The 25,069-nt window shown below is 54.9% G+C and carries 18 protein-coding genes; 13 read left to right on the top strand and 5 right to left on the bottom strand.

The annotated features are described in order from the left end of the window. The first annotated feature begins 28 nt into the window (after window positions 1-28). The 3 genes from ycaR (at window position 29) to ACWKXT_RS00605 (ending at window position 1,991) form a co-directional block, all read left to right on the top strand. Window positions 29-211 carry a protein YcaR gene (gene ycaR, locus ACWKXT_RS00595; RefSeq protein WP_006174474.1) on the top strand — a complete coding sequence of 61 codons (183 nt, stop codon included), beginning with the start codon at window positions 29-31 and terminating at the stop codon, window positions 209-211. Beyond that, complete coding sequence (gene kdsB / locus ACWKXT_RS00600) at window positions 208-954, top strand: 3-deoxy-manno-octulosonate cytidylyltransferase (protein WP_454528954.1); 747 nt, start codon at window positions 208-210, stop codon at window positions 952-954. Before ycaR ends, kdsB begins: the two co-directional genes overlap by 4 nt. 143 nt (window positions 955-1,097) lie before the next feature. After that, window positions 1,098-1,991 (top strand): YcbJ family phosphotransferase, encoded by an 894-nt coding sequence (locus ACWKXT_RS00605; RefSeq protein WP_454528955.1) that lies wholly within the window; start codon window positions 1,098-1,100, stop codon window positions 1,989-1,991. On the opposite strand, the gene elyC is transcribed toward ACWKXT_RS00605, so the two are convergent. Continuing rightward, window positions 1,968-2,747, bottom strand: a complete 780-nt coding sequence (elyC, locus tag ACWKXT_RS00610; RefSeq protein ID WP_454531416.1) for an envelope biogenesis factor ElyC — start codon at window positions 2,745-2,747, stop codon at window positions 1,968-1,970. The two genes, ACWKXT_RS00605 and elyC, sit on opposite strands and share 24 nt — an antisense overlap. 124 nt (window positions 2,748-2,871) lie before the next feature. On the opposite strand from elyC, the gene cmoM reads away from it, so the two are divergent. The 7 genes from cmoM to ACWKXT_RS00645 all read left to right on the top strand — a co-directional run bounded on the left by cmoM (window position 2,872) and on the right by ACWKXT_RS00645 (window position 13,509). Further along, window positions 2,872-3,651, top strand: coding sequence for a tRNA uridine 5-oxyacetic acid(34) methyltransferase CmoM (gene cmoM, locus ACWKXT_RS00615; RefSeq protein ID WP_454528957.1), 780 nt, complete (start codon window positions 2,872-2,874; stop codon window positions 3,649-3,651). Window positions 3,652-3,654: 3 nt separating this feature from the next. Then, window positions 3,655-4,977 carry a chromosome partition protein MukF gene (gene mukF / locus ACWKXT_RS00620; RefSeq protein ID WP_041910621.1) on the top strand — a complete coding sequence of 441 codons (1,323 nt, stop codon included), beginning with the start codon at window positions 3,655-3,657 and terminating at the stop codon, window positions 4,975-4,977. Beyond that, window positions 4,958-5,662, top strand: a complete 705-nt coding sequence (gene mukE / locus ACWKXT_RS00625) for a chromosome partition protein MukE (protein ID WP_008499954.1) — start codon at window positions 4,958-4,960, stop codon at window positions 5,660-5,662. The genes mukF and mukE overlap by 20 nt, the downstream gene beginning before the upstream one ends. After that, window positions 5,662-10,113 (top strand): chromosome partition protein MukB, encoded by a 4,452-nt coding sequence (gene mukB, locus ACWKXT_RS00630; protein ID WP_454531417.1) that lies wholly within the window; start codon window positions 5,662-5,664, stop codon window positions 10,111-10,113. Before mukE ends, mukB begins: the two co-directional genes overlap by 1 nt. A gap of 177 nt (window positions 10,114-10,290) precedes the next feature. Further along, complete coding sequence (ldtD, locus tag ACWKXT_RS00635; RefSeq protein ID WP_454531418.1) at window positions 10,291-12,114, top strand: L,D-transpeptidase; 1,824 nt, start codon at window positions 10,291-10,293, stop codon at window positions 12,112-12,114. 175 nt (window positions 12,115-12,289) lie between these two features. Beyond that, on the top strand, window positions 12,290-12,841 hold the full coding sequence (locus ACWKXT_RS00640) for a DUF882 domain-containing protein (protein ID WP_454528960.1): 552 nt from the start codon (window positions 12,290-12,292) through the stop codon (window positions 12,839-12,841). Window positions 12,842-12,861: 20 nt separating this feature from the next. Then, window positions 12,862-13,509, top strand: a complete 648-nt coding sequence (locus ACWKXT_RS00645; RefSeq protein ID WP_454531419.1) for an MBL fold metallo-hydrolase — start codon at window positions 12,862-12,864, stop codon at window positions 13,507-13,509. 48 nt (window positions 13,510-13,557) lie between these two features. Here ACWKXT_RS00645 and ACWKXT_RS00650 read toward each other — a convergent pair whose 3' ends face one another. From ACWKXT_RS00650 to pncB, 4 genes are all read right to left on the bottom strand, one after another. Next, window positions 13,558-14,748 (bottom strand): amino acid aminotransferase, encoded by a 1,191-nt coding sequence (locus tag ACWKXT_RS00650; RefSeq protein WP_061098686.1) that lies wholly within the window; start codon window positions 14,746-14,748, stop codon window positions 13,558-13,560. A 184-nt stretch (window positions 14,749-14,932) separates the two neighbouring features. Next, window positions 14,933-16,066 carry a porin gene (locus ACWKXT_RS00655; protein WP_454531420.1) on the bottom strand — a complete coding sequence of 378 codons (1,134 nt, stop codon included), beginning with the start codon at window positions 16,064-16,066 and terminating at the stop codon, window positions 14,933-14,935. 605 nt (window positions 16,067-16,671) lie between these two features. After that, window positions 16,672-18,072, bottom strand: coding sequence for an asparagine--tRNA ligase (gene asnS / locus ACWKXT_RS00660; RefSeq protein WP_032677806.1), 1,401 nt, complete (start codon window positions 18,070-18,072; stop codon window positions 16,672-16,674). 167 nt (window positions 18,073-18,239) lie between these two features. Then, complete coding sequence (gene pncB, locus ACWKXT_RS00665; RefSeq protein WP_454531421.1) at window positions 18,240-19,442, bottom strand: nicotinate phosphoribosyltransferase; 1,203 nt, start codon at window positions 19,440-19,442, stop codon at window positions 18,240-18,242. Window positions 19,443-19,696: 254 nt separating this feature from the next. On the opposite strand from pncB, the gene pepN reads away from it, so the two are divergent. From pepN to ACWKXT_RS00680, 3 genes are all read left to right on the top strand, one after another. Then, on the top strand, window positions 19,697-22,309 hold the full coding sequence (gene pepN, locus ACWKXT_RS00670) for an aminopeptidase N (RefSeq protein WP_454531422.1): 2,613 nt from the start codon (window positions 19,697-19,699) through the stop codon (window positions 22,307-22,309). Window positions 22,310-23,076: 767 nt separating this feature from the next. After that, window positions 23,077-24,333, top strand: coding sequence for an MFS transporter (locus tag ACWKXT_RS00675; protein ID WP_454531423.1), 1,257 nt, complete (start codon window positions 23,077-23,079; stop codon window positions 24,331-24,333). 29 nt (window positions 24,334-24,362) lie between these two features. Then, window positions 24,363-25,067 carry an oligogalacturonate-specific porin KdgM family protein gene (locus ACWKXT_RS00680; RefSeq protein WP_454531424.1) on the top strand — a complete coding sequence of 235 codons (705 nt, stop codon included), beginning with the start codon at window positions 24,363-24,365 and terminating at the stop codon, window positions 25,065-25,067. Window positions 25,068-25,069: the final 2 nt, after the last annotated feature.

Below are 25,069 nucleotides of genomic sequence, written 5' to 3' on the forward strand. Positions count from 1 at the left end.
CTTTAACGATTACCCATACGGAGGAACTATGGATCACCGTTTACTTGAAATTATTGCCTGCCCGGTATGCAACGGCAAACTCTACTACAGCCAGGACAAACAGGAGCTGATCTGCAAGCTGGACAGCCTGGCTTTCCCGCTGCGTGACGGCATTCCGGTACTGCTGGAAAATGAAGCCCGCTCCCTGGTGGCAGAAGAGAGCAAACCATGAGTTTTGTTGTCATTATTCCTGCGCGTTACGCCTCAACCCGTCTGCCGGGTAAACCGCTGGTGGATATCAACGGCAAGCCGATGATTGTCCATGTTCTTGAGCGTGCGCGTGAATCCGGTGCCGATCGCGTGATTGTTGCTACCGATCATCCTGACGTCGCCCGTGCGGTTGAGGCGGCAGGCGGTGAAGTATGCATGACCCGCGCCGATCACCAGTCCGGCACCGAGCGTCTGGCGGAAGTGGTTGAGAAATGTGGTTTCAGTGACGATACGGTCATCGTAAACGTGCAGGGCGACGAGCCGATGATCCCGGCGGTGATTATCCGTCAGGTGGCAGAAAACCTGGCGCAGCGTCAGGTTGGTATGGCGACGCTCGCAGTGCCTATTCACCACGCTGAAGAGGCATTCAATCCGAATGCGGTGAAGGTGGTGATGGATGCCGAAGGCTATGCGCTTTATTTCTCCCGGGCTACGATTCCCTGGGATCGCGATCGCTTTGCGCTCTCTAAAGAGACCATCGGCGATTCCTTCCTGCGTCATATTGGGATTTACGGCTATCGCGCCGGCTTTATTCGCAGGTATGTTACCTGGGCGCCGAGCCCGCTGGAGCATATCGAAATGCTGGAGCAGCTTCGCGTGCTCTGGTATGGCGAGAAAATTCACGTTGCCGTTGCCAGCCAGGTGCCCGGTACGGGCGTTGACACACTGGAAGATCTTGAGCGCGTTCGCGCCGAGTTGCGCTAATACCGCCTGCATCCCTCCTTCTGGAGGGATGTTCTCTCCCCCGTTATTTTTGCCTTTCTTTACCCTAATTGATCTCTTCCGGGTGACATCTGCACTCCGGGCGCTCATTATAAAAGCAGTAGTCTTGATGGGGGTAATCTCATATGGAACAGCTGCGTGCCGAACTTAGCCATCTGCTGGGTGAGAAATTAAGCCGGGTCGAATGCGTGAGTGAAAAGGCTGATACCGCGCTCTGGTCGTTGTATGACAGCCAGGGCAACCCGATGCCGCTGATGGCTCGAAGTTTCTCGTCGCCGGGCGTTGCCAGGCAGCTCGCCTGGAAAATGTCGATGCTGGCACGGGAAGGGACCGTCCGTATGCCGACCGTGTACGGCGTGATGACGCATGAGGAACACCCCGGCCCGGATGTACTGCTGATTGAGCGTTTACGCGGTGTGCCCGTTGAAGCGCCCGCGCGTACGCCGGAACGCTGGGAGCAGCTGAAAGACCAGATTGTTGAGGCGCTGCTGGCCTGGCACCGTCAGGATAGCCGTGGACTTGTTGGCCCGGTGGACAGTACCCAGGAAAACCTGTGGCCGCTGTGGTATCGCCAGCGGGTTGAAGTGCTGTGGGGAACGCTTAACCAGTTCAATAACACCGGTTTGACCATGCAGGATAAGCGTATTCTGTTTCGCACCCGCGAGTGCTTACCGGCGCTGTTCGAAGGCTTTAATGACAACTGCGTGCTGATCCACGGTAATTTTACCCTCCGCAGCATGCTGAAAGACTCCCGCAGCGATCAGCTTCTGGCGATGGTGGGGCCGGGGATCATGCTCTGGGCTCCGCGCGAATATGAGCTGTTCAGGCTCAGCGACAGCGGGGCGGCGGAAGGTTTACTGTGGCACTACCTTCAACGCGCACCCGTTGCTGAGGCATTTCTCTGGCGGCGCTGGCTTTATCTGCTCTGGGACGAAGTGGCGCAACTGGTTAACACCGGACGTTTCAATCGCGCCAACTTCGATCTGGCGGCTAAATCACTCTTGCCCTGGCTCGCCTGACGATCCTTTCAACCACTGCCAGAGGCGTCCGAGCGTCTCGTAGCCGACGCGATCGCTATGCATCAACCACATCGGGGAGGGGATCACCCGCTCCCAGGGGTTGAGCGGCGCGCTGATGGCCATCTGGTTTGCCGGTGCGGGAAGCGGGTGCAGACCCTGCTTCTCGAAGAAAATCATCGCGCGTGGCAGGTGCGAGGCGGAGGTCACCAGTAAGAACGGGACATCGCCAATCGCCTGCTTCACTGCGGCAGCCTCTTCTTCGGTATCTTTTGGGCTGTCCAGGGTGATAATCGAGGAACGCGGCACGCCGAGCGATTCCGCGACTCTGGCCCCCGCTTCAGCCGTACTCACCGGGTTGGTTTTTGCCGCCGCGCCGGTGAAGATCATTTTTGATCCCGGGTTCGCGAGCCACAGGCGAATGCCTTCGTTTAGCCGTGGCAGGCTGTTGTTGATCAGGTTCGAGCTGGGAGCCCAGTCAGGATCCCAGGTATATCCGCCGCCCAGCACCACAATGTACTCAACTTTCTGGTTTCCCTGCCATGTCGGGTACCTGTTTTCGATCGGGCGTAGCAGTCCATCTGCCACGGGTTGCAGGCTCAGCAGCAGCAGGACAAGCCAGCCGAACGTGATAAGCGTTTTGCCACTTTTCTGAAAGCGACTAAACCACACCAGTGCCAGCCCCAGCGCGATGATGATAAGCAGCAGCGGAAGGGGAAGCATCATCCCTCCAATGTATTTCTTAAGGGTAAAAAGCATCCTTTTTGGTTCCTTTTTTGACCATACAGCAGGTGATTACCGGTGATATTACACCAGAGAGGTTCATTCTCCGCGCGGGTGTGACAAAATAGCGGTTTTGCAGTTAGCGAGTGGAACTCTCCCAATGCGGGATCGCAATTTTGATGACATCGCGGAAAAGTTTTCGCGCAACATTTATGGCACCACGAAAGGGCAGCTCCGCCAGACGATCCTCTGGCAGGATCTGGACACCATTCTGGCGACCTTTGGCGGCCAAACGTTGCGCGTGCTGGACGCCGGAGGCGGTGAAGGGCAGACGGCAATAAAAATGGCCGGGCTTGGTCATCACGTCACGCTTTGCGATCTTTCAGCGGAAATGGTCGCCCGCGCGACGCGTGCTGCAGAAGAGAAAGGTGTGAGCGACAACATGCATTTTATACAATGCGCCGCTCAGGACATCGCGCAGCATTTGGAAACCCAGGTTGATCTGATATTGTTTCATGCGGTGCTGGAGTGGGTTGCCGATCCGCTAAGCGTGTTACAAACCCTGTGGTCGATGTTACGCCCGGGCGGTACGCTGTCGCTGATGTTCTACAATGCTAACGGCTTCCTGATGCACAACATGGTGGCAGGAAACTTCGACTATGTTCAGGTCGGGATGCCCAAAAAGAAAAAGCGCACGCTTTCCCCGGACTATCCGCGCGATCCGCAGCAGGTTTATGGCTGGCTGGAAGCGATTGGCTGGCAGATCGTCGGGAAGACGGGCGTCAGGGTGTTTCATGATTATCTGCGTGAAAAACACAAACAGCGTGACTGTTTTGACACCCTAACAGAATTAGAAACGCGGTATTGCCGTCAGGAGCCTTTTGTCAGCCTTGGCCGCTATATTCACGTCACCGCGCACAAGCCGCAGATGCAAGGATAACCTATGAGTGAATTTTCCCAGACAGTCCCCGAACTGGTTGCCTGGGCCAGGAAAAACGATTTCTCCATCTCGCTGCCGGTAGACAGACTCTCTTTCCTGCTGGCGGTTGCCACGCTGAACGGCGAACGGCTGGATGGTGAAATGAGCGAGGGTGAACTGGTGGATGCGTTCCGCCACGTCAGTGATGCGTTTGAGCAAACCAGCGAAACCATTAGCGTGCGTGCCAATAACGCAATTAACGATATGGTGCGTCAACGTCTGCTGAACCGCTTTACCAGCGAGCAGGCGGAAGGAAACGCTATCTATCGCCTGACGCCGCTGGGCATCGGCATCACCGATTACTATATTCGCCAGCGCGAATTTTCCACGCTGCGTCTCTCCATGCAGCTCTCGATCGTGGCGGGTGAGCTTAAGCGTGCCGCCGATGCCGCGGATGAAAACGGTGACGAATTTCACTGGCACCGTAACGTCTACGCGCCGCTGAAGTACTCGGTGGCAGAGATTTTCGACAGCATCGATCTGACCCAGCGTCTGATGGATGAACAGCAGCAGCAGGTGAAAGACGATATCGCGCAGCTGCTGAACAAAGACTGGCGGGCGGCCATCTCCAGCTGTGAACTTCTGCTGTCAGAAACATCCGGCACGCTGCGCGAACTCCAGGATACGCTGGAAGCCGCAGGGGACAAGCTGCAGGCCAACCTGCTGCGCATCCAGGACGCGACGCTGGCACATGACGATCTGCATTTTATCGACCGTCTGGTGTTCGACCTGCAGAGCAAACTCGACCGTATTATCAGCTGGGGCCAGCAATCGATCGACCTGTGGATCGGCTACGATCGCCACGTGCATAAATTTATCCGTACCGCGATTGATATGGATAAAAACCGCGTCTTTGCCCAGCGTCTGCGTCAGTCGGTACAGACCTACTTCGATGCGCCGTGGGCGCTGACCTACGCCAATGCCGATCGTCTGCTGGATATGCGCGACGAAGAGATGGCGCTGCGCGATGAAGAGGTGACCGGTGAACTGCCGCCGGATCTGGAGTACGAAGAGTTCAACGAAATTCGTGAGCAACTTGCGGCCATGATCGAAGAACAGCTCGCTGTCTACAAAACCAGACAAGCGCCGCTGGATCTTGGGCTCGTGGTGCGCGACTATCTGGCGCAATATCCTCGCGCGCGCCACTTCGACGTTGCCCGCATTGTGGTAGACCAGGCGGTGCGCCTGGGTATCGCGCAAGCTGATTTCACCGGACTGCCGCCGAAGTGGCAGCCAATTAACGATTACGGAGCCAAGGTACAGGCGCATGTCATTGACAAATATTGAACAAGTGATGCCAGTTAAGCTGGCACAGGCGCTGGCGAATCCGTTATTTCCGGCGCTGGACAGCCAGCTGCGTGCCGGTCGTCACATTGGCCTGGACGAGCTGGATAATCACGCCTTTTTGATGGACTTCCAGGAGTACCTGGAAGAGTTTTACGCCCGCTACAACGTGGAGCTTATCCGCGCGCCGGAAGGTTTTTTCTATCTGCGCCCGCGCTCCACGACGCTGATCCCGCGCTCCGTGCTCTCCGAGCTGGATATGATGGTTGGCAAAATACTTTGTTATCTCTATCTCAGCCCCGAGCGTCTGGCGAATGAAGGCATCTTCACCCAGCAGGAGCTGTACGATGAACTGCTGACGCTGGCCGATGAGAGCAAGCTGCTTAAGCTGGTGAACAACCGCTCGACGGGGTCGGATCTTGACCGTCAGAAATTACAGGAAAAGGTTCGCTCTTCTCTGAACCGTCTGCGTCGTCTGGGGATGGTCTGGTTTATGGGCCATGACAGCAGCAAATTCCGCATTACGGAATCGGTCTTCCGCTTCGGCGCCGATGTGCGTGCGGGCGATGACGCGCGTGAAGCGCAGCTTCGCATGATCCGCGACGGTGAAGCGATGCCGGTGGAAAACCATTTGCAGCTCAATGACGAGCATGAAGAAAATCTGCCGGATAGCGGGGAGGAAGAGTAATGATTGAACGCGGTAAATTTCGCTCACTGACGCTGATTAACTGGAACGGCTTCTTTGCCCGTACTTTCGATCTGGATGAGCTGGTCACGACGCTCTCCGGCGGTAACGGTGCGGGTAAATCCACCACCATGGCGGCGTTTGTTACGGCGCTGATCCCCGATCTGACGCTGCTTCACTTCCGTAACACCACCGAAGCGGGTGCCACAAGCGGCTCCCGTGATAAAGGCCTGCACGGTAAGCTGAAAGCGGGCGTCTGTTATTCCGTGCTGGACGTCATCAACTCCCGCCACCAGCGCGTGGTGGTGGGTGTGCGCCTGCAGCAGGTCGCCGGTCGCGACCGTAAAGTGGATATCAAACCGTTCGCCATTCAGGGGCTGCCAACCTCCGTGCAGCCGACCGCGCTGCTGACGGAAACCCTTAACGAACGCCAGGCGCGCGTGCTGACGCTGCAGGAGCTGAAAGACAAGCTCGAAGCCATTGAGGGCGTGCAGTTCAAGCAGTTCAACTCGATTACCGACTACCACTCCCTGATGTTCGATCTGGGCGTGGTGGCGCGCCGTCTGCGCACGGCATCAGACCGTAGCAAATACTACCGCCTGATCGAAGCGTCCCTGTACGGCGGTATCTCCAGCGCCATTACCCGCTCTCTGCGCGATTACCTGCTGCCGGAAAACAGCGGCGTGCGTAAGGCCTTCCAGGACATGGAAGCGGCGCTGCGTGAAAACCGCATGACACTGGAAGCCATTCGCGTAACGCAGTCTGACCGCGACCTGTTTAAACACCTGATCAGCGAAGCGACCAACTACGTGGCGGCGGACTATATGCGTCACGCCAACGAGCGCCGCGTGCATCTCGATCAGGCATTAGAATACCGCCGCGAGCTGTTTACCTCCCGTAAACAGCTGGTGGCTGAGCAGTACAAGCACGTCGAAATGGCGCGCGAGCTGGGCGAGCACAACGGTGCCGAAGGCGATCTGGAAGCCGATTACCAGGCTGCCAGCGATCACCTGAACCTGGTGCAGACCGCGCTGCGCCAGCAGGAAAAGATCGAACGCTACGAAGCGGATCTCGATGAGCTGCAGATTCGTCTCGAAGAGCAAAATGAAGTGGTGGCCGAAGCCGCTGAGATGCAGGAAGAGAATGAAGCCCGCGCCGAAGCCGCAGAGCTGGAAGTGGACGAGCTGAAAAGCCAGCTTGCGGACTACCAGCAGGCGCTGGACGTACAGCAGACGCGTGCGATTCAGTACAACCAGGCGCTGCAGGCGTTACAGCGTGCGAAAGAGCTGTGCCATCTGCCGGATCTGACGCCGGACAGCGCCGACGAGTGGCTGGATACCTTCCAGGCCAAAGAGCAGGAAGCCACCGAGAAACTGCTCTCGCTTGAACAGAAAATGAGCGTCGCGCAAACGGCGCACAGCCAGTTTGAGCAGGCTTATCAATTAGTCGTTGCGATTAACGGTCCGCTGGCGCGCAACGAAGCCTGGGACGTTGCCCGTGAACTGCTGCGCGACGGTGTCAACCAGCGCCATCTGGCCGAGCAGGTGCAGCCGCTGCGTATGCGCCTGAACGAGCTTGAACAGCGTCTGCGCGAGCAGCAGGAAGCCGAGCGTCTGCTGGCCGAGTTCTGTAAGCGCCAGGGTAAGCATTACGATTTCGACGAGCTTGAGGCCCTGCATCAGGAGCTGGAAGCGCGTATTGCGGCCCTGTCCGATACCGTATCAAACGCCAGCGAGCAACGAATGACGCTGCGTCAGGAGCTGGAGCAGCTTCAGTCCCGTTCGAAGGCACTCCTGCAGCGTGCGCCGGTCTGGCTGGCAGCGCAAAGCAGCCTGAATCAGCTCAGCGAACAGTGCGGCGAGCAGTTTGAATCCAGTCAGGAAGTGACCGAATACCTGCAACAGCTGCTGGAGCGCGAACGCGAAGCGATTGTTGAGCGTGACGAAGTCGGTGCCCGCAAGCGCGAAGTCGACGAAGAAATCGAGCGCTTAAGCCAGCCGGGCGGGTCAGAAGATCCGCGCCTGAATGCGCTAGCCGAGCGTTTTGGCGGCGTGCTGCTGTCCGAGATTTACGACGACGTCGGCCTGGACGATGCGCCATACTTCTCCGCGCTGTATGGTCCGTCGCGTAACGCGATTGTGGTGCCGGATCTGTCGCTCATTTCTGAGCAGCTCGCAGGGCTGGAAGATTGCCCGGAAGATCTCTACCTGATCGAAGGGGATCCGCAGTCGTTCGATGACAGCGTCTTCAGCGTTGACGAGCTGGAAAAAGCGGTAGTGGTGAAAATCGCCGACCGTCAGTGGCGTTATTCTCGCTTCCCGGAGCTGCCGCTGTTTGGCCGCGCCGCGCGCGAAAGCCGCATCGAAAGCCTGCACGCTGAGCGTGAAACGCTGTCTGAACGTTTCGCGACCCTGTCGTTTGACGTACAGAAAACCCAGCGTCTGCACCAGGCGTTCAGCCGCTTTATCGGCAGCCATCTGGGCGTGGCGTTTGAAGCTGACCCGGAAGCGGAAATCCGCAAGCTCAATACTCGCCGTGGCGAGCTGGAACGTGCCATCGCCAGCCATGAAAGTGACAACCAGCAGAGCCGCGTCCAGTTCGAACAGGCGAAAGAGGGCGTCTCTGCCCTTAACCGCATCCTGCCGCGCCTGAACCTGCTGGCGGATGACACGCTGGCCGACCGCGTTGATGAGATCCAGGAACGTCTGGATGAAGCACAGGAAGCCGCGCGTTTCGTGCAGCAGCACGGTAATCAGCTGGCGAAGCTTGAACCCGTAGTGTCTGTACTGCAGAGCGATCCGGAACAGTTCGAGCAGTTAAAAGAAGATTATGCCTGGTCGCAGCAGGTGCAGCGCGAAGCGCGTCAGCAGGCGTTTGCCCTGACGGAAGTCGTGCAGCGTCGTGCGCACTTTGGCTACTCTGATTCAGCTGAAATGCTGAGCGGTAACAGCGACCTGAACGAAAAACTGCGTCAGCGCCTTGAGCAGGCGGAAGCGGAACGTACTCGCGCCCGCGAAGTGATGCGCAGCCACTCGGCTCAGTTGAACCAGTACAACCAGGTGCTGGCCTCGCTGAAAAGCTCCTTCGATACCAAGAAAGAGCTGTTAAACGATCTGCAGAAAGAGCTTCAGGACATCGGCGTCCGTGCCGACAGCGGGGCGGAAGAGCGTGCGCGCATCCGTCGTGACGAACTGCATGCTCAGCTCAGCAACAACCGTGCGCGTCGTAACCAGCTGGAAAAAGCGCTGACCTTCTGCGAAGCGGAAATGGATAACCTGACTCGTCGCCTGCGCAAGCTGGAACGCGACTATCATGAAATGCGTGAGCAGGTCGTGACGGCGAAAGCGGGCTGGTGCGCGGTGATGCGCATGGTGAAAGACAACAACGTTGAACGTCGTCTGCACCGCCGCGAACTGGCGTACCTTTCTGCCGATGAGCTGCGTTCCATGTCGGATAAGGCGCTGGGTGCGCTGCGTCTGGCGGTGGCGGATAACGAACATCTGCGCGATGTATTACGCATGTCAGAGGATCCGAAGCGTCCTGAACGTAAAATTCAGTTCTTCGTGGCCGTTTACCAGCACCTGCGCGAGCGTATCCGTCAGGATATCATCCGTACCGACGATCCGGTTGAAGCCATTGAACAGATGGAAATCGAGCTGGGCCGCCTGACGGAAGAGCTGACCTCCCGCGAGCAGAAGCTGGCTATCAGCTCCCGCAGCGTGGCGAACATCATTCGCAAAACCATTCAGCGCGAACAGAACCGTATTCGCCAGCTGAACCAGGGCCTGCAGAGCGTGTCGTTTGGCCAGGTGAACAGCGTGCGTCTCAACGTCAACGTGCGTGAGGCCCATGCCACGCTGCTGGACGTATTGTCTGAGCAGCACGAACAGCACCAGGATCTGTTCAACAGCAACCGTCTGACCTTCTCCGAAGCGCTGGCGAAGCTCTATCAGCGCCTGAACCCGCAGATTGATATGGGTCAGCGTACGCCGCAAACCATCGGTGAAGAGCTTCTGGATTACCGTAACTACCTGGAAATGGAAGTTGAGGTTAACCGTGGTTCTGACGGCTGGCTGCGTGCGGAATCCGGGGCGCTTTCGACCGGGGAAGCGATCGGTACCGGGATGTCGATTCTGGTGATGGTGGTGCAGAGCTGGGAAGATGAAGCGCGTCGTCTGCGCGGCAAAGACATCTCCCCATGTCGACTGTTGTTCCTCGATGAAGCAGCGCGTCTTGATGCCCGCTCGATTGCCACGCTGTTTGAGCTTTGCGATCGTCTCGATATGCAGCTCATCATCGCGGCGCCGGAAAACATCAGCCCTGAAAAAGGGACCACCTATAAGCTGGTGCGTAAAGTGTTCCAGAACAGCGAGCACGTTCATGTTGTAGGCCTGCGTGGCTTCGCGCCGCAGCCGCCGGAGTCATTGCCGGAAACCACAGCAGACGCTTCCTGAAGCGTCTGCTGATCAGAAGCGGCGCATTCGCGCCGCTTTTTTTTAAACTTAACTTGTGCTTAGGGCTGCGTTATCTTTAAACTTCTTTACATAAGGTAAGGCAACAGAGTAGCCGTCTACCTATAATGAAAGAAAGCCCCAACGTGATGGGCATGTCGTGAAAACAGGGGGCAAGGGATGTTGCTTAAGAAAAAATGTGGTCGTCAGCTGTCCGCGCTAAGTTTATGCCTGACAGTGATGTTTGCTCCACTGTTAACCGCCCAGGCCGACGAGCCTGAAATTGTGCCGACTGACAGCTCTGCAACGACAGGCGCGCAGCCAACGTCGCTATCCCAGCCGCTGGAGCAATCGCCGGCGACGGCCATCATGGCCGGGATTAAGCCGCTGCCAGAAGGTATCGACGCCGAATCGATCGCTCAACAGCTGCAGTCAGGGCTGCCATCAGGCTACACGCCTGCCTATATCAATCAGCTCACGCTGCTCTATGCTGCCCGTGATATGAAACCCATGTGGGAAAACCGCGATGCCGTACGCGCCTTCCAGCAGCAGCTGGCGGAAGTGGCGATTGCGGGATTTCAGCCGCAGTTTACAAAGTGGGTTGAGCTGTTAACCGATCCTGCCGTCACCGGCCAGGCGCGGGACGTGGTTCTTTCCGATGCCATGATGGGTTACCTGCAGTTTGTGGCGGGCATTCCGGTCAATGGCAACCGCTGGTTATACAGCGATAAGCCCTATAAGCTGGCGACGCCAGCCCTGTCGGTGATTAACCAGTGGCAATTAGCGCTGGATAACGGCGACCTGCCGCGCTTCATTGCCAGCCTCGCGCCTGCGCATCCGCAGTATGCCACCATGCACCAGTCGCTTCTCGCGCTGGTGGGGGACTCGCGTCCATGGCCGCAAATGCGGGGGACCGCGACGCTGCGTCCTGGACAGTGGAGCAGCGATGTGCCTGCCCTGCGCGAGATCCTGAAACGCTCCGGTATTCTGGATGGCGGGCCGAAGATTGCTCTGCCTGGCGACGATCCACAAAGCGTGGTGGTCAGCCCGTCAGCGCCCGTAAAAGAGAACAAGGCCACTGCCCTGAGTAATAAACCAGCGGCCTACGATCGTGAGCTGGTGGCGGCGGTGAAACAATTCCAGGCCGCTCAGGGGCTGGGAGCCGATGGCGTCATTGGCCCGTCAACACGAGACTGGCTGAACGTATCACCTGCGCAGCGGGCAGGGGTGCTGGCGCTCAACATCCAGCGTTTGCGCTTGCTGCCGGGCACGCTGTCCACCGGCATTATGGTGAATATCCCGGCCTATTCTCTGGTCTATTATCAGGACGGCAGTGAAAAACTGGCATCGCGCGTGATTGTCGGACGTCCGGACCGTAAAACGCCGATGATGAGCAGCGCGTTAAATAACGTGGTGGTGAATCCGCCGTGGAACGTGCCGCCGACGCTGGCGCGGAAGGATATTCTGCCTAAGGTCTGGAACGATCCGGGTTATCTGGAACGTCACGGCTATACGGTGATGCGCGGCTGGAACAGTAAAGAGGCGATCGATCCGTATATGGTCGACTGGTCGACGATTACCGCATCGAACCTGCCTTTCCGCTTCCAGCAGGCGCCCGGTGCGCATAACTCGCTGGGACGTTACAAATTCAATATGCCGAGCTCAGATGCGATTTATCTGCACGATACGCCGAACCATAATCTGTTCCAGAAAGATACCCGCGCGCTGAGTTCTGGCTGTGTGCGCGTGAACAAAGCCTCGGAGCTGGCCAACATGCTGTTGCAGGATGCGGGCTGGAACGATACGCGTATTTCTGACGCCCTGAAGCAGGGGGATACGCGCTATGTCAATATCCGACACAATATTCCGGTCAATCTTTATTATCTGACGGCGTTCGTGGGTGAAGACGGGCGGACTCAGTATCGTACAGATATTTACAATTATGATCTCACCGCGCGATCCGGCGCACAAATTTTGCCAAAAGCGGAACAATTAATCAGGTAAATGAAGTAGTTCGGGAAAAATGATTGTCGTAAGTTAGGGTGAATCGGGGCCAATATCGCTGTAAGCCGCGTATTCACTGGGGTTGGGCGCCTTGACGTACCCTGTTTTGCCAGTTAAGGTGCCCTTCGTGCGCTAAGCATATTTACGATTTCATTGACCTGTAGACCTGATTATCATGGACAAATTTGACGCTAATCGCCGCAAACTGCTGGCGTTAGGTGGTGTTGCGCTCGGCGCAGCGGCCATCCTGCCGACGCCAGCATTTGCCACCCTCTCGACACCTCGTCCGCGAGTTTTAACGCTCAACAATCTTCACACCGGTGAGTCGCTAAAAGCGGAGTTTTTTGATGGCAGAGGCTATATTCAGGATGAATTAGCAAGACTCAACCATTTTTTCCGTGATTTCCGCGCGAATAAAGTAAAAGCCATCGACCCAGGACTGTTTGATCAGCTTTTCCGCCTTCAGGGCCTGCTGGGTACCAGCAAGCCGGTGCAGCTTATTTCTGGCTATCGCTCTCTTGATACCAATAATGAACTGCGCGCCCATAGCCGTGGCGTAGCGAAAAAAAGCTACCACACGAAGGGACAGGCAATGGATTTCCATATTGAAGGCGTTTCGTTAGCCAATATTCGCAAAGCCGCGTTATCTATGCGCGCAGGTGGTGTAGGATACTACCCCAGCAGCAACTTTGTGCATATTGATACCGGTCCGGTTCGGCACTGGTAATAACGAAACACAGGAGCAGTATGAACTATCGTATTATTCCGGTTACCGCGTTCTCCCAGAACTGTTCATTAATCTGGTGTGAGCAAACCAAACTGGCCGCGCTTGTCGATCCCGGCGGTGATGCTGAGAAAATCAAGCAGGAAGTCGCCGACAGCGGCGTAACGCTGATGCAGATTTTACTGACGCATGGTCACCTTGACCACGTAGGCGCAGCGGCTGAACTGGCTGAACACTACGGTGTGCCGATTATTGGCCCGGAAAAAGAAGATGAGTTCTGGCTGCAGGGGTTACCTGCCCAAAGCCGCATGTTTGGCCTTGATGAGTGTCAACCCCTGACGCCCGATCGCTGGCTGAACGAAGGAGAGCGCGTTAACGTAGGGAATGTGACTTTACAGGTGTTGCATTGTCCTGGGCATACGCCAGGCCATATCGTCTTCTTTGATGACCAGTCCCGTCTGCTGATTTCCGGCGATGTGATTTTCAAAGGTGGCGTAGGACGCAGCGATTTTCCGCGCGGCGATCATGGGCAGCTGATTCAGTCGATCAAACAGAAGTTATTGCCGCTGGGTGATGACGTGACGTTTATCCCTGGACACGGCCCGATGTCGACGCTGGGCTATGAACGGCTCCATAATCCGTTCCTTCAGGATGAGATGCCTGTCTGGTAACCAGCATAAAAAAAGCCTGCTAAACGCAGGCTTTTTTGTAGGTGCAAATTACAGCACAGCGACAATCGCTTCGCACAGTGGCGCCATGTTGTCAGGGGTCATGCCTGCAACGTTAACGCGGCCAGAGGCCACGGCGTATACGCCAAACTCTTCACGCAGACGCAGAACCTGCTCTTTAGTCAGGCCGCTGAACGAGAACATGCCGTTCTGTTTGATGATAAAGCTGAAGTCGCGGTCCGCGCCTTTCTCAGCCAGGGTGTTCACAAACAGCAGGCGCATGCGCTGAATACGCTGACGCATATCGTTGAGCTCTTGTTCCCAGATCGCGCGTAGCGCATCGTTGCTCAGGATGGTGGCAACGACAGAGGCACCGTGTGCCGGTGGGTTAGAGTAGTTAGCGCGGATAACGGATTTCATCTGGCTGAAGGCACGATCGGCAGTTTCATCGTTAGCCGCAACCAGCGTACAGGCACCCACACGCTCATTGTACAGACCGAAGTTCTTGGAGTAGGAGCTAGCAACGATCAGCTCCTGATGAACTGCTGCGAACGCGCGCAGGCCTTCGGCATCTTCTTCCAGACCGCGGGCGAAGCCCTGATAAGCAAAGTCAAACAGCGGCAACCAGCCTTTCTCAACGGAGAGTTTAGCCAGGTGTTCCCACTGCTCAAGCGTTGGATCGATACCGGTTGGGTTGTGGCAGCAGCCGTGGAACAACACCACGTCACCCGCCTGCGCTTCGCTCAGGCTTGCCAGCAGGCCGTCAAAGTCCAGAGCGTGGTTTGCCGCGTCGTAGTAAGCATATTCACGTACTTCCAGACCCGCAGAGTTAAAGACGCTCTTGTGGTTCGGCCAGCTTGGGTTGCTCACCCATACACGCTTAACAGAGGTGTTTTTCGCAAGGAAATCCGCCGCCACGCGCAGCGCGCCGGTACCGCCAGGGGTCTGTGCTGTGCGAGCACGTTTGTCACTCACAATTGCGCTGCCTTTACCGAACAGCAGCTCCTGGGTGCAGCGACCAAATTCAGGGATACCATCAATACCGAGGTAGTTTTTGGTGGTTTCATTTTCCAGCAGATACTGCTCAGCTTTCTTAACGCTGGTCAGTACCGGAGTTTTGCCGGTTTCATCTTTATATACACCAATACCCAGGTTGATTTTGCCAGGGCGGTCATCGGCACGAAACAGATCGGCCAGGCCCAGAATAGGGTCGGCAGGAGCGGCGGTAATGTTCTCAAACATGACGAAGTTCCATTGTGATTACAGAAGTGAAATCCGCTATCAGGTTAACGGTAGATTTACAAAATGCCAACCGTTTGCGACGAAAAGCGTGCGGCTTTTCAAAAGTCGCCATTATTTTCTGTCAGGCATAAAAAAACAGGGCCGAAGCCCTGTTCATTAAGCATATAACAACGTGGTGTACGGATTAGAACTGGTAAACTGCAGCCAGGCCAACCTGGTCGTCGGTACCAACCCAGCCGCCGCCAGTGCGCTTGGCCTGATCTTCGTCGATCAGGTTGATACGGTAGTCAGCAGACACGTTGAAGTTTTTATTGAAGTAGTAAGTTGCGCCAACTTCAACGTATTTAGCCAGATCTGCATCGCCGCCAGCTACGGTGTTCAGGTTTTTACCTTTACTCTGCACATAGGACAGGGATGGACGCAGGCCGAAATCGAACTGATACTGAGCGATAACTTCGAAGTTCTGGGTTTTGTTCGCTACGTTGAACACGTCACCATCAGCATCCGGAGTATTGGAACCGGTGCTGTTACCCAGGATGCTCATGTTGCGGGTTTCTGCGTACACCGCTGCCAGATACAGGCTGTTAGCATCATATTTACCACCAATTGCCCATGCTTCAGCTTTGTCGCCTTTGCCATCAGCTTTCTGGTCAAGAGTACGGTTAGCATTGCTGTACGCACCGGTCAGGCCAAAGCCACCGCCGAAGTCGTAACCCACAGAGTAACCAACACCGTCACCGTTGGCACGACGCAGGTCAGCGCGCTCGTTTTTAGCCTGGTACTGGATACCGAAGCTCAGACCATCAACCAGACCGAAGAAATCGCTGTTACGGTAAGTCAGCAGGCCAGTAGAACGGCTGGTCATGTAGTTATCAACATAACCACCACCCCAGGTTTCGCCAGACCACGTTGGCGCCATGTCGGTGTAAGACTCTACATCGTATACGATGCCGTAGTTACGGCCATAGTCGATGCTGCCAGCGTCAGCCATTTTCAGGCCAGCGAAAGCCAGACGAGTACGGGTAGAGTTGTTTGCAGACTGTTCACCTTCAGCTGAGCTGGCCAGTGCACGGTATTCCCACTGACCATAACCTGTCAGTTGGTCGTTGATCTGAGTTTCGCCTTTGAAACCGATCTGCGCGTAAGTTGAGTCGGAGTTGTTGGTGTTATCGCCATTGGTAACAAAGTCACGCTCAGCATTAACTTTCCCGTACAGATCCAGTTTGTTGCCGTTCTTGTTATAGATTTCTGCAGCGTTAGCTGCACCGGCTACCAGCAGGGCAGGGATTACCACTGCCAGAATATTGCGCTTCATCATTATTTATTACCCTCATTGGTTTTTTTATGACACTCGCCACTGCCGTCAATAAATTCTGTCAATAAATATTTCCGGAACTATTGATGAGAGTTTGGTGTCTTTATGTATCTGACAGGCATCTTTCCATTCACCGAAGCGTTTCGCTAGCCTGAAAGTGCTACAATTCTCAAGATTGAGTTACAATAAGAAAATATGTGTAACTAAATGTGTATTTTTCGGAACTTTGTGAACCATCTCAAATTTCAGCGTGTCCTGGTGAATTAAGCAGCGAATTGTTTCCTATATATATGAATTCCTTATGATTAATTTGAATAAAGGCAATTCCTATAAACGGATGTTAAACGACTCGTTTTTTCTTATGACCGCAAAAAGACTTCTGGATGGCTGAAAAAGTGGTTGAAATTTGTGCTATTGCTTGAGGCTGTAATAATCTCAATAAGAATGTGGTTTATTTTTTGTGGCTGGATATTTCGCGGAAACAAAACGTAACAGGTAGTGGTTGTGACGGGGTGATGGTTTAAAAACGTTGACTTTGCGCTGACAAAAACTGACAGGGCAGAATAAAATAATGGCCAGCAAATGCTGGCCATTATCTGTTGTGTTACTTAGAAGCTGGCGTTACGTGGAGTACGTGGGAACGGGATCACGTCACGCACGTTCTGAACGCCAGTAACGTAGGCGATCAGACGCTCGAAACCAAGACCGAACCCAGCGTGCGGAACGGTGCCATAACGGCGCAGGTCGCGATACCAGCTGTAGTCCGCAGGGTTGAGACCCATCTCTTCCATGCGCGCGTCCAGCACGTCCAGACGTTCTTCACGCTGAGAACCACCGATGATTTCACCGATGCCCGGCGCCAGTACGTCCATTGCTGCCACGGTTTTCCCGTCTTCGTTAAGGCGCATATAGAAGGCCTTAATGTCTTTCGGGTAGTTTTTAACAACAACCGGTGCTTTGAAATGTTTCTCGGCCAGATAGCGTTCGTGCTCAGACGCCAGATCGACGCCCCAGTAAACCGGGTTCTCGAACTTCTCACCGCATTTCTCGAGGATCGCTACCGCGTCGGTATAGTCCACCTGCGCAAAGTCGGCAGAGACGAAACGCTCCAGACGCGCCACAGCATCGCTGTCTACGCGCTCGGCGAAGAACTTCATGTCGTCAGGACGCTCTTCCAGCACCGCTTTGAAGACGTACTTCAGCATCGCTTCCGCCAGACCGGCAACGTCGTCGAGGTCAGCAAACGCCACTTCCGGCTCCAGCATCCAGAACTCCGCCAGGTGGCGGCTGGTGTTGGAGTTTTCGGCACGGAAGGTTGGGCCGAAGGTGTAAATCTTAGACAGCGCACAGGCGTAGGTTTCGCCGTTGAGCTGGCCGGATACCGTCAGAAAGGCTTCTTTACCAAAGAAGTCTTTGTCATAGTCGACTTTCCCTTCCGGAGTACGCGGCAGGTTTTCCATATCCAGCGTGGAGACACGGAACATTTCGCCTGCGCCTTCCGTATCGGACGCAGTGATCAGCGGGGTAGACACCCAGAAATAACCCTGCTCATCGAAGAAGCGATGCAGCGCCTGAGCCAGCGTATGACGCACGCGGGCCACCGCACCAATCAGGTTGGTACGCGGGCGCAGGTGGGCGACTTCACGCAGGTATTCAATGCTGTGACGTTTTGCCGCCATCGGGTAGGTGTCCGGATCTTCAACCCAGCCGGTCACTTCAATGGCAGAGGCCTGAATTTCGAAACTCTGACCCTGGCCCGGTGATGCGACAACCACACCGGTAACGATAACGGAGCAACCCGTCGTCAGGCGCAGAACGTCATCATTGTAATTGGGCAGAGAATTATTAATGACGGCCTGTACAGGATCAAAGCAGGAACCGTCATAGACGGCAAGGAAGGAGATGCCAGCTTTAGAATCTCGGCGAGTACGCACCCATCCGCGCACGGTGACCTCCTGGTCAACGGCGACACGGCCCTGGAGTACGTCGGCTACAGGCACAACGCTCATAATATTCTCTCTGTTAATAGTCGGAAAAAATAAACACTTGTCCACCCTAAGACGGGGGGATATCTATGTTACCTGCCATCCGCTATCAGACAAGTAAATTTCGCAGTCAAAAGAGAAGAATTAAGAAATAAATAAGGGAAGGGAGCCCTGAAGGCTCCCGTCAGCGCTTAACTGGCTTTTTTGATCTGGGGGAGATCGAACGCTTTGCGCAATGCGCGGACAAACGCTTTGTCATGGCAGATGGTTTTACCCGGGCTATCAGAGAGCTTTGCCACCGGCTTGCCGTTACATTCCACCAGTTTTATCACGATGTTCAGAGGTTTTACCTGAGGGATATCGCAGGTCAACCGGGTACCAATCCCGAAGCCAAGATTAATTCTGGCATTGAAATGACGATACAGTTCGACGGCTTTCGCCAGGTCGAGATTATCGGAGAAGACCAGTACCTTGCTCATCGGGTCAATGCCGAGTTTTTGGTAATGAGCAATCGCCTTTTCGCCCCATTCAACCGGATCCCCGGAATCGTGGCGTAACCCCTGGTAGCGCTCAGCAAACTCGGGACCAAAATCGCGCAGGAAGGCATCCATCGTAATACAGTCGGTGAGGGCGATCCCGAGTTGATTCGGGTACTCCTCAAGCCATGCGGCCAGCGCCGCACGCTGGCTGTTAGCCAGGTCAGGGCTGATTTGCTGATGCGCCTGGAACCACTCGTGCGCCTGGGTGCCCATTGGCGTCAGGTTGAGGCGACGCGCCAGATCGTAGTTACTGGTGCCCACGAACCACGGCTCAAGTTGCAGACGTTTTACTATGGCCTCCTGAACGTCGCGAGAGAAGCGGCGACGGGTGCCGAAATCCATCAGGCGGAAGCGGGACATATCCAGCCCTTCGGTCAGCGTAGAGAAGGCTGCAAGTTTGTTTTCCAGCGAGGCAACGGCCTGCTCGACGCCCGTTTCCGGCGAACGGTAGCGGTGAGCCAGCTCGCTGATCACTGCCAGAAGCGGCACTTCCCACATGATCACTTCCCGCCACGGGCCTTCAAGACGAATATCCAGCTTGCCGTTCTCGTTGGTTACGGTGACCTGTTCTGGCTTATAGCGGAAGTCGCGCAGCCAGTTCAGATAGTCCGCTTTAAAGAAAGGCAGCCCGGAGAGCCAGTGGTATTCGTCGTCCTGCAGCGTCAGATGCTGCATCGCATCGACCTGTTCACGAATGGAGTCTGCGTAGATACCGAGCAAGTCGTCACCACGGCAGCGGAATTCCGCCGCGACGTGAACGTCATTGTAATGGTGGAAAACGGCTTGCTGCATATGCAGTTTATACGCGTCGGTATCCAGCAACGTATGCAGAACCGGAGAAGCGAATTGAGTCATAGGTGCGCTGTAGCATCCTCTCACGGGAGCGTTTAGTACAATAAACAACTCCGGAGTATACCTTGTTTAGTGATTTATTGAACCCCGATCACAACATAAGCACACTTTATGGTCGAGAGCATTTCGTGCCCCGTGTTATACAAATGTAGCAAAAAAAGAGTTTCTGCCTGAAAAGATGAACATTCTGCATAGCGCGTTTTACACAACAGGAATATATTGAAACGTTACTCGACAAACGATGCATAAGGTTTTCTATGACACAACAGCCACAAGCCAAATACCGCCACGACTACCGTGCGCCGGATTACCTGATTAGCGATATCGATCTGACTTTTGACCTGGATGCCACAAAAACCGTTGTGACGGCGGTAAGCCAGGTGACGCGCCACAGCGCGACTGCCGTACCGTTGCGTCTGGATGGCGAAGACCTGACGCTGGTCTCCCTGCATATTAACGATGAACCCTGGTCAGACTATAAAGAAGAAGGCAACCAGCTGGTCATCGACAACCTGCCGGAACGCTTTACGCTGCGCATCGTCAATGAGATCAGCCCTGCCGCCAATACGGCGCTGGAAGGGCTCTACCAGTCAGGCGTGGCTCTGTGTACCCAGTGTGAAGCCGAAGGCTTCCGCCACATTACCTGGTACCTGGACCGCCCGGACGTGCTGGCGCGCTTCACCACCAAAATCATTGCCGATAAAACGCTCTACCCGTTCCTGCTCTCTAACGGTAACCGCGTCGGTGAAGGCGAACTCGACAACGGCCGTCACTGGGTGCAGTGGCAGGATCCGTTCCCGAAACCGTGCTACCTGTTTGCGCTGGTAGCGGGTGATTTCGACGTGCTGCGCGACACCTTCAAAACCCGCTCTGGCCGTGAAGTGGCGCTTGAGCTGTTCGTTGACCGCGGCAACCTTGACCGCGCGCCGTGGGCGATGACCTCACTCATTAATTCCATGAAGTGGGACGAAGAGCGCTTCGGCCTCGAATACGATCTCGACATCTATATGATCGTCGCCGTTGACTTCTTCAACATGGGCGCGATGGAGAATAAAGGCCTTAACATCTTTAACTCCAGGTACGTGCTGGCGCGTACCGATACCGCCACCGATAAAGACTACCTCGATATCGAACGCGTCATCGGCCACGAGTATTTCCATAACTGGACCGGTAACCGCGTTACCTGCCGCGACTGGTTCCAGCTGAGTCTGAAAGAGGGCCTGACCGTCTTCCGCGATCAGGAGTTCAGCTCCGATCTGGGTTCACGCGCGGTGAACCGCATCAACAACGTGCGCACCATGCGCGGTCTGCAGTTTGCGGAAGATGCCAGCCCAATGGCGCACCCGATCCGTCCTGATAAAGTCATCGAGATGAACAACTTCTACACCCTGACGGTGTACGAGAAGGGCGCTGAAATTATTCGTATGATCCACACCCTGCTGGGCGAGGAAAACTTCCAGAAAGGGATGCAGCTTTACTTCGAACGTCACGACGGCAGCGCGGCCACCTGCGACGACTTCGTGCAGGCGATGGAAGACGCGTCTAACGTTGACCTTTCTCATTTCCGCCGCTGGTACAGCCAGGCCGGGACCCCGATTGTCACCGTTAAGGACGATTACAACCCGGAAACCGAGCAGTACACCCTGACCATCAGCCAGCGCACGCCGCCAACCGCCGAGCAGGAAGAGAAATATCCGCTGCACATTCCGTTCAGCATTGAGCTGTACGACAACGAAGGCAAAGTCATCCCATTACAGAAGGGCGGCCACCCGGTTCACCACGTTCTGAACGTGACCCAGGCAGAGCAGACCTTTATCTTCGATAACGTTTACTTCCAGCCGGTGCCAGCGCTGCTGTGCGAATTCTCCGCGCCGGTGAAACTTGAGTACAAATGGAGCGACCAGCAGCTGACGTTCCTGATGCGCCACGCGCGCAACGATTTCTCTCGCTGGGATGCGGCGCAGAGCCTGCTGGCAACCTACATCAAGCTGAACGTGAATCGTTACCAGCAGGGCCAGCCGCTGACGCTGCCGGTCCATGTGGCAGACGCGTTCCGCGCCATCCTGCTGGATGAGAAGATTGACCCGGCGCTGGCGGCTGAAATTCTGACGCTGCCGTCCGCGACTGAAATTGCGGAGCTGTTCGACATCATCGACCCGATTGCCATCGTGGCGGTGCGCGAAGCGCTGACCCGCACGCTGGCGACCGAACTGGCGGACGAGTTCCTGGCGATCTACAACGCCAACAAGCTTGACGCATATCGCGTGGAGCATGCGGATATCGGCAAGCGTACCCTGCGCAATACCTGCCTGCGTTACCTCGCCTTTGGTGAGGCCGGGCTGGCTAATACGCTGGTGAGCAAACAGTATCACGAAGCGGATAACATGACCGATGCGCTCGCGGCCCTGGCGGCAAGCGTTGCCGCTGAACTGCCATGCCGTGATGCGCTGATGCAGGAGTACGACGACAAGTGGCACCAGGATGGTCTGGTGATGGACAAGTGGTTTATTCTGCAGGCGACCAGCCCGGCGGCCGATGCGCTTAGCAAGGTTCGCAGCCTGCTGAAGCACCGTTCGTTCACCATGAGTAACCCGAACCGCGTTCGCTCGCTGATTGGCGCATTTGCCAGCAGCAACCCGGCCGCGTTCCACGCCGAAGACGGCAGCGGCTATCAGTTTATGGTGGAAATGCTGACCGAGCTCAACAGCCGTAACCCGCAGGTAGCGTCGCGTCTGATTGAGCCGCTGATCCGTCTGAAACGCTACGATGCACAGCGCCAGGCGAAGATGCGCGCCGCGCTTGAGCAGCTGAAAGGGCTGGAAAACCTGTCTGGCGATTTGTACGAGAAGATTGCTAAGGCGCTGGCCTGATGTAAAAAAGCCCGGTGGCGCTACGCTTACCGGGCCTACGATTTACCCTTGCGCCGTGTGATAGCGGGGCACTGGTTTTCTCCCTCTCCCCGTGGGGGATGTTCTGCTTAGGCTGATTTTATTGAATTTAAAAGAATTTTTAAAAAAATCGGTAATTTTAGCCCCCAGAAAAGCCCCCCGAATGCTGGTGGTGTCGCTGTAATGCTCTATTTCGCGAGTACAAAAATTTAACGAAGCGGGCTATTCAGTCAAACTGAGGTAAGCGGGATTAACCCACACCTCCGGGCTGGTGGTGCTTTCAGGCTGAGCAGCTCGGGATAATGCAGGAACCTAACTAAGGGCAGAGAGCCACCACTCTATGCCCTTTTATACTCCTCCTTCTGATAATCCTTTATCTATCCCTGTTACAAATAAATCCCACCGAGGTATAAATAATTTTTGCGAATTTAAATATGTAATTTATTCATTTTGTGAATTTATTTAATCTTCCCTGATGTCAGAAGCTGTCTAATAGATTTGAATGCATACTGAATAAAATCGTTATTAATTATTCGTGCTTATTTTTTTATCGAAATGAAATCAAAAAGGAAAAAATTTAACGCTGCCATTTTTCAATACACAAAAAAGCCGCCCAATTTCTGGGGTGGCATAAGTGTGAAAATCCTCACGGAATTAATCTCAAATATTGCGTTCAATGTGATTGAAATGATGTTTCATTTTTATAGGTGTGCTGTTTTGTTTGACTGTTTATTCACATGAGAACCGTTATGAAGATTAAAAATCTGCGCTGGTACATCATCATCCTCGTGATGCTGGGGACCATAACAAACTATCTTGCGAGAAGTACGCTCGGTGTTGCTGCGCCGGAAATGATGAAAACACTCGGCCTGTCCACCGAACAATACGGCTGGATTACAGCGGTGTTTCCCTTCACCTACGCGATTGGCGGCGTCATTTGTGGATTTATTATTGATAAGCTAGGCCTGCGTCTGAGCTTTTCTTTACTTGCCGGACTGTGGTCCCTGTTCAATATGCTGACCGCTCTGTGCAGCAGCTGGTTGCCAATCGCCTGGTTACGTGGCGGTCTGGGTATTACTGAAGCAGCATTTAACCCGGCCGGGATGAAAGTTACGGCGGAGTGGTTCCCGGCGAAAGAGCGCGGACTGGCCTGCGGGGTTTACAGCCTGGGGACGTCTGTTGGTGCAATGCTCGCTCCGCCGCTGGTCGTCTGGGCTATCACCTACTACAACTGGGAAATGTCATTCGTTGTGACCGGTGCGATTGGCCTTGTCTGGGCTGTAGTATGGTTCCTGTTCTACCGCTCTCCCGAACAACATCCGTCATACATTCAGTCTGAACATGCCGCCGTGATGGCAGACCAGATTGAGGTCGTGAAAGAAAAAGCCTCGCTGGCCTCCATCATCAAAGACCGCCACCTGTGGGCGATTTCCCTGCCGCGCTTTATGGCCGATCCGGCCTGGGGCACACTGCACTACTGGATGCCGCTGTATCTCGTCACCGTTCGGCATATGGATATGGCGCATATCGCTATGTTTGCCTGGCTGCCGTTCCTGACCGCTGACTTTGGGTGTGTTTTTGCCGGATTCCTTTCTCGTTTTCTGGTCAATCGTGGGGTTTGCACCCTGAATGCCAAACGCATCACGTTCAGTTTTGCGGCCGTTCTGATGCTGTCTATGGCGGGGGTTGGTCTGGTCACAAACGTTTATGTTGCGCTGGCGTTGTTCTGCGTTGCCGGGTTTGCGCACCAGTGCCTGTCTGTCACGGTTATCAGTATGTCCTCTGATTTATTCCCGAAAGAGAAAGTAGGGACGGCAACCGGATTTGCAGGCTTTACGGGCAGCATGGGCAATTTCTTCTTCAGCCTATTCCTGGGATCAATGGTGGCCGTGATTGGTTACAACTCGTTCTTTGTAGGCCTGGGCGTATTTGACCTGATCGGCGCGATGTTCCTGTGGGTGCTGATTAAATCACCGAAAAAAACAAATCAGCTGGCAACGGCGTAATTCTTCATTTCAGGTAAGGAAACTATTTCATGAAAAAATCAGCTTTGTTGCTGGCGGTTTGCTGCACCCCCATTCTGGCCCACGCAGCGACGTTTGACGTGCGTGGCGGCTATAAAGAAGCCAGTAAAACCTGGGAATCCCGCTTTAAAATCAGCCAGACCGTCGGGAATTTCTGGCTGAGTATGGAAACCGATAACAAGCAGGGAAATAACGATTTCGACCAGTCGAGTACGGACTATAACGAGCTTGAAGGGAACTACAAATACAGCCTGACCCAAAACACATTCGCTCAGCCAGGTATGGTCTATCACTGGGGCAGTGAAGGGGCACAATTTCGCCCCTACGTGAAATTTGGCTGGAAGATGACGGATAACTGGTATTCCGCGATCCGTTTCCGTTATGACTGGAATCAGTACGATTCTTCGGACCTGAACGGCGAAGAAAATAAAGGCAGTCAGGAACGTCTGGATCTGTATCTCGGCTGGCGAAACAAAGACTGGGATATCCAGAACAATCCCGTGTTTTATCGTTACGTAAATGATTTCCACTTCAACAACGGGGAAACGTCTTCCTGGGAAAACGATCTGGTTATTCGCTATAAGCACAATAAAACCTGGCAGCCTTATGTTGAGTGGGACTACATGTCACAGCAGGGTAAGTATGACGGTGAAGCAGGTCTGACTGAAAACCGCTTCCGCGTTGGCCTGTCCATCAACCTCGATACCCTCGGATAAGG

The organism is Enterobacter sp. UPMP701, from assembly GCF_053709515.1.